The 13,122-nt window shown below is 63.8% G+C and carries 14 protein-coding genes and 1 pseudogene; 6 read left to right on the forward strand and 9 right to left on the reverse strand.

Annotation, left to right across the window (positions count from 1 at the left end):
- Window positions 1–7 precede the first annotated feature (7 nt).
- From lysC to PW789_RS15060, 9 genes are all read right to left on the reverse strand, one after another.
- Window positions 8–1,411, reverse strand: coding sequence for a lysine-sensitive aspartokinase 3 (gene lysC / locus PW789_RS15020; protein WP_299377904.1), 1,404 nt, complete (start codon window positions 1,409–1,411; stop codon window positions 8–10).
- 26 nt (window positions 1,412–1,437) lie between these two features.
- Window positions 1,438–2,538 carry an aspartate-semialdehyde dehydrogenase gene (asd, locus tag PW789_RS15025; RefSeq protein ID WP_299377798.1) on the reverse strand — a complete coding sequence of 367 codons (1,101 nt, stop codon included), beginning with the start codon at window positions 2,536–2,538 and terminating at the stop codon, window positions 1,438–1,440.
- A gap of 83 nt (window positions 2,539–2,621) precedes the next feature.
- Complete coding sequence (locus PW789_RS15030; RefSeq protein WP_299377800.1) at window positions 2,622–2,960, reverse strand: hypothetical protein; 339 nt, start codon at window positions 2,958–2,960, stop codon at window positions 2,622–2,624.
- A 24-nt stretch (window positions 2,961–2,984) separates the two neighbouring features.
- Complete coding sequence (locus tag PW789_RS15035; RefSeq protein ID WP_299377804.1) at window positions 2,985–3,770, reverse strand: carboxypeptidase regulatory-like domain-containing protein; 786 nt, start codon at window positions 3,768–3,770, stop codon at window positions 2,985–2,987.
- Between the two features lie 6 nt (window positions 3,771–3,776).
- Window positions 3,777–4,820: an isocitrate/isopropylmalate dehydrogenase family protein gene (locus tag PW789_RS15040; RefSeq protein WP_299377807.1), complete on the reverse strand. Its 1,044-nt coding sequence runs from the start codon at window positions 4,818–4,820 to the stop codon at window positions 3,777–3,779.
- Window positions 4,821–4,941: 121 nt separating this feature from the next.
- On the reverse strand, window positions 4,942–5,406 hold the full coding sequence (gene nrdR, locus PW789_RS15045) for a transcriptional regulator NrdR (protein ID WP_299377811.1): 465 nt from the start codon (window positions 5,404–5,406) through the stop codon (window positions 4,942–4,944).
- Between the two features lie 55 nt (window positions 5,407–5,461).
- Window positions 5,462–6,511 carry a lysylphosphatidylglycerol synthase transmembrane domain-containing protein gene (locus tag PW789_RS15050; RefSeq protein ID WP_299377814.1) on the reverse strand — a complete coding sequence of 350 codons (1,050 nt, stop codon included), beginning with the start codon at window positions 6,509–6,511 and terminating at the stop codon, window positions 5,462–5,464.
- Between the two features lie 7 nt (window positions 6,512–6,518).
- Window positions 6,519–7,280 (reverse strand): lytic transglycosylase domain-containing protein, encoded by a 762-nt coding sequence (locus PW789_RS15055; protein ID WP_299377817.1) that lies wholly within the window; start codon window positions 7,278–7,280, stop codon window positions 6,519–6,521.
- 28 nt (window positions 7,281–7,308) lie between these two features.
- Complete coding sequence (locus PW789_RS15060; protein WP_299377820.1) at window positions 7,309–8,304, reverse strand: HAD-IIB family hydrolase; 996 nt, start codon at window positions 8,302–8,304, stop codon at window positions 7,309–7,311.
- A gap of 239 nt (window positions 8,305–8,543) precedes the next feature.
- Between PW789_RS15060 and PW789_RS15065 the strand changes: the two genes are divergently transcribed.
- The 6 genes and pseudogenes from PW789_RS15065 to PW789_RS15085 form a co-directional block, all read left to right on the forward strand.
- Window positions 8,544–9,158, forward strand: coding sequence for an efflux RND transporter permease subunit (locus PW789_RS15065; protein WP_299377823.1), 615 nt, complete (start codon window positions 8,544–8,546; stop codon window positions 9,156–9,158).
- Between the two features lie 17 nt (window positions 9,159–9,175).
- Window positions 9,176–9,889 (forward strand): response regulator, encoded by a 714-nt coding sequence (locus tag PW789_RS15070; protein ID WP_299377825.1) that lies wholly within the window; start codon window positions 9,176–9,178, stop codon window positions 9,887–9,889.
- Window positions 9,886–11,268: an ATP-binding protein gene (locus tag PW789_RS15075; RefSeq protein ID WP_299377828.1), complete on the forward strand. Its 1,383-nt coding sequence runs from the start codon at window positions 9,886–9,888 to the stop codon at window positions 11,266–11,268. The genes PW789_RS15070 and PW789_RS15075 overlap by 4 nt, the downstream gene beginning before the upstream one ends.
- Window positions 11,269–11,770: 502 nt before the next feature.
- Window positions 11,771–11,884, forward strand: a pseudogene (locus PW789_RS20200) (hypothetical protein); the annotation flags it as partial.
- A 58-nt stretch (window positions 11,885–11,942) separates the two neighbouring features.
- Window positions 11,943–12,230, forward strand: a complete 288-nt coding sequence (locus PW789_RS15080) for a hypothetical protein (protein ID WP_299377830.1) — start codon at window positions 11,943–11,945, stop codon at window positions 12,228–12,230.
- A 420-nt stretch (window positions 12,231–12,650) separates the two neighbouring features.
- A partial coding sequence (locus PW789_RS15085; protein ID WP_299377833.1) for an MCP four helix bundle domain-containing protein occupies window positions 12,651–13,122 on the forward strand: 472 nt, incomplete at its 3' end.

Below are 13,122 nucleotides of genomic sequence, written 5' to 3' on the forward strand. Positions count from 1 at the left end.
TCCTTCCCTATGCCTTGCTTTCTACAGGCACGTGCGCGGTCACGTCAAAGATCGCCTCATCCGGATCGGCGAAGAAGTGCCGGTGAAGGCTTCGGATCGCCTCCTCCACATCGTCCTCATCGATCATGAAGCTCATATTGATCTCGCTGGCGCCCTGCGAGATCATGCGCACGTTGACGTGGCTCACTGCCGTAAACACCCTGCCCGAGATCCCGTTATGCCCGCGAATATCCTCGCCGACCATGCAGATCAGGGCCTTGTTGCCCTCCATCTTCACATCGGCGATCTTCGACAGCTCCTCGCAGATATCCGGCAGCTTCTCATTCGAGTCCACACTCAGTGAGATGCTCACCTCGCTGGTCGAGACCATGTCGATCGCGCACTTGTACTTATCGAAGACATCGAAGACCGCCTTCAGATACCCATGCGACATCAGCATGCGGCTCGCGACGATATCGATGATCGTCAGCTTCTTCTTCGCCGCAATGCTCTTGAACGGGCTCTTGCACTTCGGCGCTACCGCCGTGATCTTCGTGCCTTCGTTCTCCGCGTTGCGCGAGTTCAGCACCCACACCGGAATCGACTTCTGCACCGCCGGAAGAATCGTCGCCGGATGCAGCACCTTCGCGCCGAAATAGGCCAGCTCAGCCGCCTCTTCGAAGCTGATCGTCTTCACCCGCAGCGCCTCCGGCACAATGCGCGGGTCCGTCGTCATAATGCCGTTGACGTCCGTCCAGATCTCGATCGCGCCAGCATGCAGACCACCGCCCACCAGCGCGGCCGTGTAGTCGCTTCCGCCGCGTCCCAGCGTCGTCGTAATCCCCGCCGCATTCGATCCGATAAAGCCGCCCATCACCGGCGTCTTGCCCGCGATGATCAATGGCAGCACGATCTCCGCCAGCTTGGCCTCAATCGCGGCCTCCTGCGGTGCGGCCTTGCCGTAGTTCGAATCCGTGATGATGCAGCTGCGCGCGTCCACATGCGTGCCGTTGAGCCCACGCTGATCGAACGCCGCCGCCACCATGCGGCTCGAAAGCCGCTCACCGAAGCTCACCACCAGGTCGCTCGTACGCGGCGTCAACTCACCCACCGCCGCAATGCCACGCAGCAAGTCGTCCAGGGCATCGAACTCGAACTGCACCGCCTGCTCCAGCGCCACAAACTTCTCGCTGTCCAGCAGCTCGGCTGCCGTGTCGATGTGCCTGTGACGCAGACGCGAGCTGATCGCCAGTGCGCCCGGCTTGTCGCCACGGCCAGCAGCAGCAGCAGCAGCCAGCAGCTGGTCCGTCACCTTCGCCATCGCCGAAACGACCACGATCGTCTCGAGATTCTTCTTCCTGCGGCCACCCACAATGGCTGCCGTCCGGTCCATCGCCTTGGCGTCCTCCACCGAGGTCCCGCCAAACTTCATGACTACCAGCGATTCACGTACTGAACTCAAGCCAGCACCGCCTGACCATCCGTCACCGGCACACCCAGCTTGCTCAGCCGTCCCGTGCGCGCCAGGATCTCGGCGTTGAGCACGGCAGCGCCAGCAGCGCCGCGAATCGTGTTGTGCGACAGCACAACAAACTTCCAGTCCAGCAGCGAACACTCACGCAGACGTCCCACCGTCGCCGCCATGCCATGCCCGCGCATGCGGTCCAGGCGCGGCTGCGGACGATCCACCGCACCGTCGAACTCCACCGGCTGATCGGGAGCCGTCGGCAGGTTCTGCCCACGCAGCGGAGCGAACTCCGCCCACGCGGCGAGAATCTCTTCCTTCGTCGCCTTCTTCTTGAACTTGATGCTCACGCACTCCGTGTGTCCGTCTTCCACGGGAACGCGGTTACAGTGCGCGCTCACCTTGGCATCCAGCATCTCGACCGCGTTGCCGCGCAGGTGGCCCAGCAGCTTGCCGACCTCCTCCTGCATCTTCTCTTCCTCGTTCTTGATGAACGGCACCACGTTGCCCATGATGTCGAGCGAAGGCACACCGGGATAGCCTGCGCCAGAGATCGCCTGCATCGTCGAGACAAACATGCTCTCGATGCCGAAACGCTCCTCCAGCGGCTTCAGCGCCAGCACCAGCCCAATCGCCGAGCAGTTCGGATTGGTCACAATGTACCCGCCGCTCTCCTTGCGCCACGACTGCGTCTCCAGCAGGTCGAGATGGCCGGCATTAACCTCCGGGATCACCAGCGGAACATCCGCCGTCATACGGAAGGCGCTCGAGTTCGAGATCACGGCGCATCCGGCAGCGGCAAACTTCGGCTCCAGCTCGCGGGCGATGTCCGTGTCCAGCGCGGCAAAGATAATCTTCGGCAGCTCGCCCTCGCAGAGCTCCGGCACGTTCGGCTGCACCTTCATCGCGGCAATATCTGCCGGCAGCGGCGTGTCGAGCTTCCACTTGCAGGCCTCGCCGTACGTCTTGCCTGCGCTGCGGTCGCTGGCTGCAAGCCAGGCGATCTCAAACCAGGGGTGATGATGCAAAAGCTGAATGAATCGCTGACCAACCATTCCGGTCGCGCCAAGAATGCCAACCCGTCGCCGTTCCATAGTGCCTTAAGGATACCCGACGACGTTGCGCCGCGCCACGGCTGCGCCAACCTCTTTCCGCTTCTGCTCCGGTAGATTGCCGGTCAGTCGTCGCGCCGCCGGCGGCGGCTGTAGCTTCCCCCGCCGCCGACCCACACCAGCAGCGCCACCACCAGGTGGATCACGAACCACAGGCTCAGCCCCTGGTCGAGGTAGATCAGGTACAGAATCAGTGCCCGGGGGACGATAATCGCGACGATCAGCGGCACCAGCCCCTCCAGGTGGAAGGGCACCAAAACGCCCTGCATCCACGCCACAATCAGAGCGATTCGCGGCAGGAACAGCGCGAAGACCAGAAACCAGAACGGCAGCCGATGCGAGACCAGCGCCAGGGTGAAACCATGCTCCGTCACCTGTTGCCACAACGCCACTGCTGCCGTCATTCGTTCTGTTCCTCCGCAAGGGTCTTATTGGGCCGCGAAGGTAAACTCCGCCGTCGCCTGAGACTTGGATGCAACTGTCAGCTGGAACGTCTGCTCGCCCAGCTTCTCGTGCACCGCCGCCAGCGTATAGGTCCCCGGAGGCAGCCCCTCGATCGAGAACCTGCCGTCCGCATCCGTCACGGCAAAGAACGGCGTCGCCGACACGTTGATAAACGCATTCATCCACGGATGGTTGTTGCACCGCACCGGGATCATCACCTCCGGCGTATCGAACCGCCGCTGCTCCGGCGCGCCCTTCGGCCCCTCGGAGACGTCCACCCCGGGATTGCTCTGCGGCATCGTGTGAATGTTGTGCATCGTCCCGTCGGAGTTGCGGAACTCCACCACGCCGCCCTTCATCACTGCGATCACATGCGGCACATAACGGCAGCCCACCTGGTCCAGCACCACGGGAGCCGACGTCATCGGCCCGGCCTGCATCGCCGCCGCCGGTCCGCTCTTAACGTAGACATACACGTTCGCCAGCCCGCCGTTGTTCACAACGTACTGCTCGGTCAGGTTCGCGGCGCCCTTGCCGCACGCCGGGTCCATCGTCATGTCGATCTGCAGCCGCGCCGGGGCCTGCCCCTTGAAGTGCACCACGCCCGTCACCGAGCCTGCATTGGGATCGGCCACGAACTTCGCTACAGCCTTCGCCGCGCCGTCCGCCGCACCCTTCGTAGAAACACGATCGGGCTTGCACCCGGCAAGCCCGATCGTCACAGCTATCGCCAGCCCTGCGGCCAGCATGTTTTTCTGCGTCGTCTGCATGGCGGCCTACTTCGCCGCCACCGGAGACTCCATCGCCGCCAGCACTGCATCGGCGAAGGCCTTCGTTCCGGCCGAGCCGCCTACGTCGCGCGTCAGCGTCTTGCCCTCGCGGTACACCTGCTCGATACCCGACTGCACGCGCTCCGCGGCCTCGGCCTCGTTCAGGTGATGCAGCATCAGCACCGCCGACTGCAGCAGCGCCGTCGGGTTCGCCTTGTCCTGTCCGGCAATATCCGGGGCCGAACCGTGCACCGCCTCGAAGATCGCGCACTCCGCGCCCAGGTTCGCTCCGGGAACCAGTCCCAGGCCGCCCACGAACGCGCTGCACAGGTCGCTCAGAATGTCGCCGTACAGGTTCTCCGTCAGGATGATGTCGTACTGATACGGATTCAGCACCAGCTGCATGCAGGTGTTATCGACGATGTGCTCCTTGTACTCGACCTCCGGGAAGCCCTCCGACACCTTGCGGCAGCAGCGCAGGAACAGGCCGTCCGACAGCTTCATGATGTTGGCCTTGTGGATCGCATGGATCTTCTTGCGGTTATGCTTCTTCGCATAGTCGAAGGCGAACTGCGCGATGCGGCTCGAACCCTTCTCCGTGATGATCTTCAGCGCCTGCACCACGCCCGGCACAACCTCGACCTCAAGACCCGAGTACAGGTCCTCCGTGTTCTCACGGACGATGATCATGTCGATGTTCGGGTACTTCGTCTCCAGACCGGGCAGGCTCTTCACCGGGCGGAAGTTCGCATACAGGTCGAACTTCTTGCGCAGCGTCACGTTGATCGACGAGAAGCCGCCGCCCACCGGGGTCGTCACCGGTCCCTTGATCGCCACCTTGTTCTGCTCGACCGACTCGTACAGGGCCTTCGGGATGTACTCGCCCGTCGCCTCAAAAGCATCCGCGCCGGCAGCATACTCATGCCACTCGAAACCCACTCCGGTAGCCTCACCCGCGGCCTCCAGAACCTTGACCATTGCCCCTGAAACCTCCGGTCCAATGCCATCGCCCGGAATCAACGTAATCTTGTGTGTCCTCTTCGTCGCCATCTCTCTCCTTCTGTCTTCGTCCTGAGAATCAACCGTCAACGGCACCACACCGCCGACAAAAAACTTCATTCCTGCCACAACACATCGCGGCGAAGCTCTGTCGGAGCCCCGCCGCGCATCGTTACTTCCGTCTCTTCTGGCCCAGCAACTGCTCCAGCTCCTGCTTGAACTCGTTCACGTCCTTGAAGTCGCGATAGACGCTGGCGAAGCGGATATAGGCGACCGTGTCGATCTCCTGCAGCCGCGACATAATCAGCTCGCCCACCTCAGAGGTCGAACGCTCGCGTTCCGGCGAGTCCACCACAAAGGACTCCGTCTCATCGACGATCTGTCCCAGCTTGCCTGCCGGAACCGGCCTCTTCTCGCACGCGTGCAGCAGGCCGCTCAGGACCTTCTGCCGGTCAAACTTCTCCCGGCGGCCGTCTTTCTTGACCACCATGTAGGGAATCTCGTCGATCCGCTCGTATGTCGTAAACCGTTTGTTACAGCCTTCGCACTCGCGCCGCCGACGGATGGAATCCGCCTCTTTGCTCTCACGCGAATCCACCACACGGTCCTGGGTAAAGCCACAATAGGGGCACTTCATCGCTCTGCCACGATTCTAGCAGCGAGCACCCACCCCTCGCATCGGCATGCAGGCTCTACTCCTGCGCCGCGACCACTTCCCTGCCCGCCTCTTCGCTCTCTACGGCCAGCTTCTTCAGGCTCACATGATCCAGCCGTGCGCAGATCAGGCCTGCCGGAATGATGCAGAGAAAGGTCACCGTCAGCAGCATCGCGCCGCACGCCGTCGCCGCCTCCACCGGGGCGCCGTAGAAGGCATGCATCGCCGTCGCTGTCACCGCGATCTGCGTAAACCAGCCCACGATCGGCAGCTGCAGCAGGCTGCCGCCGATGCTGGCCGCCATCAGCAGCATTGTCTGCGAGAACGTCAGATTCGCCAGCTGCGGCGTCTCCACAAAAGCATGCGCCGTCTGCACATAGGCCAGCGCGATCAGACCCCACATCGTCAGCGAGATCAGCGTCACCACCAGCAGCTCACGGCCCGACTTCAGCCCCTTCAGGCCGTCGCGGAATCCCTCGATCTTCTCCGCAATGCTCTCTGCGATCCCCGCCGAAAGCGGCTTCAGAATCGTCCGCGCAAACCCGGCCACCGCGCCGCCCGCTACCCGCACCACGTAAGCGAAGATGGCAATCGCCAGCGTCACCAGCAGGCTGCCGCGGCCCACCTTCATAAAGGTGGCGTAATCCGGCGTATTCTTCGGCGCGAACGCCAGCGCCGACGAGAACACCAGTGCCGCTGCTCCCAGGTCGAACATCCGCTCCAGCGTGTAGACCGCAACCTGCGACGCCAGCGAAAGGTTGATCTTCCGCGCCACCAGGTACGGCCGCGAAAGATCCGCCAGCCGCCCGAACAGCGCCACCGCCGTAAAGCCCGTAAACTGCGGCCCCACCAGCGATCCCACCGAGACCTCCTTCATCGGCCGCACAATCACCCGCCACCGCACCGCGCGCAGCCAGTAGCAGAAGTAGATCATTGCGATCGCCGTCAACAAGTGCCCGGGGCTCGCATGTTTCAGCTGTTCGACAAACGTCCCCCAGTCAAAGTGAATCCTGTCGCGATAAAGAAAGACCACTACCGCCAGTGCGCCCACCAGGACACCCCACAGCGCCGCTCCACGACCCTTCATCGCGCCCTCACCTTGCCTGCGCAGCGTGCGCGACAGCCGGATGTCCGGCCTGTGCCATCTGCGCGGCAGCCCCATGGGCCGCCTTCTTCCTGCGATTGAACTCCCGGATCACCCGTGCCACGTACACCTGCGTCTCGTGATACGGCGGAATCCCGTGATAGTGATCGACCGCTCCCGGACCGGCGTTGTACGCTGCCACAGCCAGCACCACATTATCGTGATACCGCGTCAGCAGCTGGTCCAGATACGCCGTGCCACCCGCTATATTCTGCTCCGGCGCAAAGGCATCCTTCACGCCCAGGTCCGTCGCCGTCTTCGGCATCAGCTGCATCAGTCCGCGAGCTCCCGTGCGCGACACCGCCCGCACCTGCCCATCGCTCTCCGCCTTCACCAGGCTGGCCAGCAGATCTTCATCGATGTTGTGCTCCGTGCCGGCGTGCGACAGCATCGTGTGCATCTCCTCGTGCGTCAGCTTCGACTCCGCTACGGCAGGCACTACAGTCGCTGTCACCGGTCTGGCCGCCGCCACAGGAGCATCGGGCACCATCTCCACCCGCACCACCGAATCCGGCGCGACCTCAAGATAGTTGTCCGTCCCGGCGAGATACAGCCTCACCTTGTCGCCAACCGTCTCCCGCCGTACACAGTCCACTTCAAAGCCGTTCTTCAGCACGACATGCTCGCCCGCCTGCGCAGCAGGAACAGCCGCCGCGACCACAGCCGCAGCCAGCCCCAGACGAACCCAAAACTGAAGTGGAGAACGCATCATTCTCTCAAAGCCTACCATCCCTGGCAGATCAATCCGACTTCCCCGAACGGGCCATCACCGGCATCTCCAAAGCGTCATCCAGTGCCGCTTCAATCACTTCAGCGACTCCGTCGGCGTCGTGCCTCGATCCCACCACCCAGCCACGCCCGGCAGCGATCTCCTTCAGGTCCGGGGGCGCATTCCCCATCAGCACCGCGCTGCCCGCCGCATCCAGCATGGAGACATCGTTCCAGTTATCCCCGATCGCCAGGATCTCCTCTGCCTTCAGGCCCCTGCGCCCCGCCAGCTCCATCACTGCCGTCCCCTTGCTGCACCCCGCCGGAAGAATATCCACGATGCACAGGTCCCGCTCCGGATACTCCGTCCGATGCAGCGCCGCCTCCGGCAACACCGCCGGAGCCTCGACTCCCTCGCGCCTCACCTCTGCCCGGCGCAGCGGCGCCAGCCCTACCCCCAGCACCTTCGGATCGGTCAGCAGCAGCGCCTCCGCCTCCCGCATCCGCTCGATCGTGCCGCACAGCATCATCTGGATCATGCCCTCGCGTCCCAGCGACTCCTCGATCGGAACCACCTTCTCGATATAGCGCGCATTGGCCGTCATCCACTTGCCGATGCTGCCCTGCAGCTCCTCCGCGCCCTCCACCACCAGCGCGCCGTGGGTATCGTCGCCATCGGCCATCACGCGGTCGAAGGTCACCAGCAGCGCCCGGCGAAACTCACCGATCTGGCGGCACAGCCACTCGCCCGTCTCCCGCCGCAGCAGCGACCGTCCCAGCAGCTCCGCTCCCACCGTGCGAATCACCGCGCCATTCGAGGTAATCAGTCCGTTCTCTTCATTCAGTCCCAGGCCACGCAACACCTTCATCGCATAGCTGTGCCTGCGGCCGGTCGCAATCACAATCTCCACACCCGCGCGCTCCGCCGCATGCATCGCGGCAAGATTCCGCGCACTGACCTGGCCGTCCGGACCCACCAGCGTCCCATCCATATCCACCGTCACCATGCGTATCCGTCGCTTCGTCATCGCTGCATATTCTCTCATCCCACACGCATAAATATCCATAAATTGTTCTACGTCAACCATTTACGAGATATTAACTGGACGAAACCCCGTCCCGGCGAGCATCCTTAACCCAGGCACCACAAAGGCTGTTTTATGTTTCACAAGAATGCAATCACTCCTATCAGGAGCAGTTTTACCTCACCCTCCCTCCTTCAGGAACCGAACCTCGATCAGGTCCAGCAGGCTAGGAAGCCGCGCGCGTGCTGCCGCCTGGCGTGGGTTACGAATGGACCGCGATGTCGTATCAGGAAAAGCTGGTCGGCAACTCCGCTTACTGGGTGTTCGGCGTCGGCGTGCTGCTGGTGTTCTGCGTACTGGCCGCGCAATACGAAAGCTGGCTGCTGCCGCTCGCCGTCGTGCTCGCCGTGCCGATCGCGCTGCTCGGCACGGCGACCACGCTCGCCGCGCTCGGCGCCGCGAACAATCTGTATACGCAGATCGGACTCGTGCTGCTGATCGCGCTGTCGGCGAAAAACGCCATCCTGATCGTCGAGTTCGCGCGGCATCTGCGCGAGCGCGGCGCGAGCATCGCCGACGCCGCTGTCGAAGCCGCGCGCCTGCGTCTGCGGCCTATCATGATGACCTCGTTCGCGTTTATTCTCGGCGTCGTGCCGCTCGTGATCGCGACCGGCGCAAGCGCGAGCGCGCGCCGCTCGCTCGGCATCGCGGTATTCTCCGGCATGCTGGCGTCGACGTGCATCGCGGTATTGTTCATTCCGTCGTTCTATGTGCTGCTGCAACGGTTGACGGAACGGCGCGCGGCACGGCACACCCCGCCCCCGCCCGACAAACCCGGCAATCCGCACGTCGCATAGCGCACAAGGAGTGTTGCATGGATCGCCCCGCCAGAATCATCGTGCTCGACGACGAAGCCGAATTGCGCAATATGCTGCAACGCTTCCTGAGCGGCCACGGTTTCGACGTCCGCGTCGTCGAGGACAGCAAGCGGCTCAACCGCTATTTGCAGCGTGAGCCGTACGACGTGCTGGTGCTCGATCTGATGATCGGCGAAGAAAACGGCCTCGAAGTCTGCAGCCGTTTGCGCGCCGAAGGTCACACGCTGCCTATCCTGATGCTGACCGCGAAAGGCGATCCGCTCGACCGCGTGATCGGCCTCGAAACCGGCGCCGACGATTACCTCGCGAAGCTGTTCCTGCCGCGCGAACTGGTCGCGCGGATCAATGCGTTGCTGCGTCGCCAGAAAATCGCGTCGGGCGATCCGGGCGTCGCCGCGCAAACCGTGCGCTTCGGCGAATTCACGCTGGATATCGGCAAGCTGCGGCTATCGCGCGGCGCCGAGGCGCTCGATATCCATTCGGCACAGATGCTGTTGCTGGTCGCGCTGGCGTCGTCGCCGAACCGCGCAGTCAGCCGCGACAACCTGATCGCGCGCGCACGCGGCCGCGATCACGACGCGCTCGACCGCAGCATCGACGTGCAGGTGCTGCGGCTCAGACAGATCGTCGAAGCCGATCCGTCGAAGCCGCGCTTTATCAAAACCGTATGGGGCGTGGGCTACATGCTGGTCGGCGACGTCGTGTCATGAGCGACGCACCGTCGCATTTCACCCTGCGCATGCTGCTGCCGCGAACGCTGCTCGCGCGCAATATCGCGCTGCTGATCGTGCTGGTCGTGCTGGTCCAGGTGTGTTCGCTGAGCGTGCTGGTGCACTACGTGCAGCGGCCGCGCGTCGAACGCGCGGCGTCGGTGTTCGCCAGCTACGTGCAAACGCTCGATACGTTGCTCGACGCCGCGCCCGCTTCGTCGCGCGATGCGCTGGCCGAACGGCTGGGCAGTCGCGGCGAGCCGCCTGCCGCCGCTGACGCCCCGAACCACGACACGCCGCTGGACACGTACCGCACCTATCAGCGCGAGGTATTTCTGCGCGGACTGCGCGCGCATCTGCCCGCCGATATGCCCGTCGTCTGGCAGACGGAAGGCGGCCAGCGGCTGTGGATCCGCATGCACGCGCAAGGTCGCCCGTACTGGGTCGCGCTGCCAATTCCGCAAGACGCCGACGGCACGGGCGTCGAAGCCGCCGCACTGCTGTCGGTGGTGATGGCGGCGCTGGCCGCGCTGACCGGTTACCTGATCCAGCGCCACCTGAACCGCCCGTTGCAGGAACTCGCGCATGCGGCGCGGCGTGTCAGCGCCGGTGAAAATCCGCCGCCGCTCCCCACCGACGGCCCCACCGAAATCGCCGAAGTCAGCACGGCGTTCAACCAGATGACCGCCGTGTTGCAGCAGGCCGAATCGAACCGCGCGTTGATGCTGGCCGGGATTTCGCACGATATCCGCACGCCGTTGACCAAATTGCGGCTCGCGATGGCGATGTCCGGCAGCAGCCGCGAAAGCGGCAGCACCGCCGATGCCAACGCGCCCGACGACAGCTTCACGGTCGCCGCCGACGCATATCTCGATCAGATCGATACGATTCTTCAGCAGTTCATGGATTACGCGGGCAGCGGCGAGCGCGAACTCGCGCAACCCGGCGACCTCAACGCGCTGGTGTCCCAACTCGCCGCCGACTTCGCCGGTCTCGGACACGAATTCGACCTGTCGCTCGCGCCCTTGCCGCCGGTTGCATTTCGGCCCGTCAGCATGATGCGGGTACTGATGAACCTGATGCAGAACGCGATCGTCTACGGCAAAACCGGGCTCGCGGTGCGCACCTGGACCGACGCGGACGCCGCCTATGTCGCCGTCGGCGATCGCGGCGCGGGACTGGACGCGCACGAACTCGAAGCGCTGAAGCAGCCGTTCCAGCGCGGCCATAACGCGCGCGGCCACAGCGGCGGCACCGGTCTCGGGCTGGCGATCGTCGACCGGATCGCGCGGCTGCACGGTGGCGCATTGCGCTTTCTGCCACGCGACGGCGGCGGCCTCGAAGCCTGGGTCGTACTGCCGCTAAAGCCCGTGCAGTAAGGCTTTGCGCGGGATCGTGTCAGCGTGACACGGAACGACATACTTGATAGATAGCGTCACCCATGCGGTTCTCAGATACTCGCATCTGCGTGCCGCAGCCTAGTAACAGCAAACAGCGATCAGGCCAATCACGCAGCATCACGCTCCCGTGAAATCACCGATCCCGTTATCCAGTTACCAGGTTGCCATGTCTACTTCAGTCCAATCCATCGCCCTTTCGTTTGTCCGTCGCGTGGTTCGCCATGCATCAGTCGTCGTGATCGCCGGTTCCGTGTTGCTGACCGGCTGTGCTTGGCGGCGTCACGAATGCCAGCCAGTTTTCGTCGGCCACGCCTGCAAGTGCGTCCGGACAACATCTACGTCTACACGTTCGCCAGTTCGCCCGATCAGGTGAAACTCGACAGCGGCATCGCCCAACGCCTGAAGGCGACTGTCCGGCAAGCCTGCGGACGCGCAACAGGCCGAGAACGCGCAGCAGGCCAGCGACAAGGTCGCCGACGAAATCGTCGCGCGTCTGCAGAAAATGGGACTGCGCGCGATCCGTTCGGACCGTCCCGCGCCCGCCGATCAGAACGTGCTGATGGTGCAAGGCAACTTCGACACGATCGACCCGAGCAGCCGCCGTCGCCGGATGCTGGTCGGTTTCGGCGCGGGAGAAAGTCAGGTGGGCGCGCGTGCAGGTGCTGTATCAGCCGGCCGGTGGCAGTGCGCGCGTCGTGCAAAGCTTCGACGCCACCGCCGACAGCGGCCACGCGCCGGGCGTGGCGGCTACGGCCGGCGTCGGTGCCGCAGCCGGTCGCGTCGCCAGCACGGCGGCGCTCGGCACGGGCATGCATGGCGTGTCGGAAGCGAAGCACGACACGATTTCCGCCGACGCATCGCGCCTCGCCGATTCGATCGCGAAGCAGGTCGCGCAGGTCGGCGTCACGGAAGGCTGGATGTCGGCGAGTCAGGTGAAGTGACATGACGTCGTATCCGGCGAGCGCGATGTAAGTGGCCGGAAGATCGGCGGACCCTGCCCGGCCGTACCCGAACCGGCCGCGAAGCCTCGGTGGCCGGGCTGCAACGCGCCGGGCAATTGTTTCCCCGTGCGTCCGCCCTTTCATAGATCAATGTAAAATTCCGCGCAAGCATCTATCAGACAATTCCGATGAGCTTGGCGGGTTCGGGGGGTTCACGCCATTTTCACGACACGGTCTGCGGGATGTTCCTCGACACAAAGCAGAAAAGCCTAGAGGCGCGCGTGAAACAACTGACCATCCGGAAACGGATTCTTTACAGCTTCGGGACCGTTCTGGTCGTGATGCTGACGATGGCGGCGATTACCCTGTTTCAGCTGGGCGGCATCGACCGCGACGCAGAAGGGTCAGCAGCAAGACTCCGTGCCGGGCCTCTATTACGCGACCGCGATGCGCGCGGCGTGGTTCGAGAACTACACCGTCACCCAGCGACTGATCCATGTCGATAGCGATCCGGCTTCGGTCAAACGCGACAGCGCACGTCTGGTCGAAACCCAGAACACGCTCGAAAAACTGCTGAACGATTACGGCTCGACGATCTTCAGGGCTGCCGACCGCGATCTGTTCAACGACTTCAAGCAGCAGCACGCGCTGTATCTGCCCGCACAGGCCACTTTGCTGAACGTGCTGCCGACGTCGAAAGACGACGCCGCGCGAATCTTCAACGCGCAAATCACCCCGATCTGGGAAACCGGCCGCCTGTCGATGCGAAAGCTGGTCGATAACAACAAGGGTTACGCCGACGAAGCCGCCGACCGCATCCGCAGTTCGGTCGAAGCCACGCGAGTCGTGCTGATCGTCACGCTGATGATCGCCGCGGCGGTCGCCGCGATGG

It is taken from the genome of Edaphobacter sp., assembly GCF_028283685.1.
GTDB lineage: Bacteria > Acidobacteriota > Terriglobia > Terriglobales > Acidobacteriaceae > Edaphobacter.

Coding starts and splice junctions, on each gene's coding strand:
- lysC (WP_299377904.1), bottom strand. CDS start 1,411: ATGAAGTTTGGCGGGACCTCGGTGGAGGACGCCAAGGCGATGGACCGG.
- asd (WP_299377798.1), bottom strand. CDS start 2,538: ATGGAACGGCGACGGGTTGGCATTCTTGGCGCGACCGGAATGGTTGGT.
- PW789_RS15030 (WP_299377800.1), bottom strand. CDS start 2,960: ATGACGGCAGCAGTGGCGTTGTGGCAACAGGTGACGGAGCATGGTTTC.
- PW789_RS15035 (WP_299377804.1), bottom strand. CDS start 3,770: ATGCAGACGACGCAGAAAAACATGCTGGCCGCAGGGCTGGCGATAGCT.
- PW789_RS15040 (WP_299377807.1), bottom strand. CDS start 4,820: ATGGCGACGAAGAGGACACACAAGATTACGTTGATTCCGGGCGATGGC.
- nrdR (WP_299377811.1), bottom strand. CDS start 5,406: ATGAAGTGCCCCTATTGTGGCTTTACCCAGGACCGTGTGGTGGATTCG.
- PW789_RS15050 (WP_299377814.1), bottom strand. CDS start 6,511: ATGAAGGGTCGTGGAGCGGCGCTGTGGGGTGTCCTGGTGGGCGCACTG.
- PW789_RS15055 (WP_299377817.1), bottom strand. CDS start 7,280: ATGATGCGTTCTCCACTTCAGTTTTGGGTTCGTCTGGGGCTGGCTGCG.
- PW789_RS15060 (WP_299377820.1), bottom strand. CDS start 8,304: ATGACGAAGCGACGGATACGCATGGTGACGGTGGATATGGATGGGACG.
- PW789_RS15070 (WP_299377825.1), top strand. CDS start 9,176: ATGGATCGCCCCGCCAGAATCATCGTGCTCGACGACGAAGCCGAATTG.
- PW789_RS15075 (WP_299377828.1), top strand. CDS start 9,886: ATGAGCGACGCACCGTCGCATTTCACCCTGCGCATGCTGCTGCCGCGA.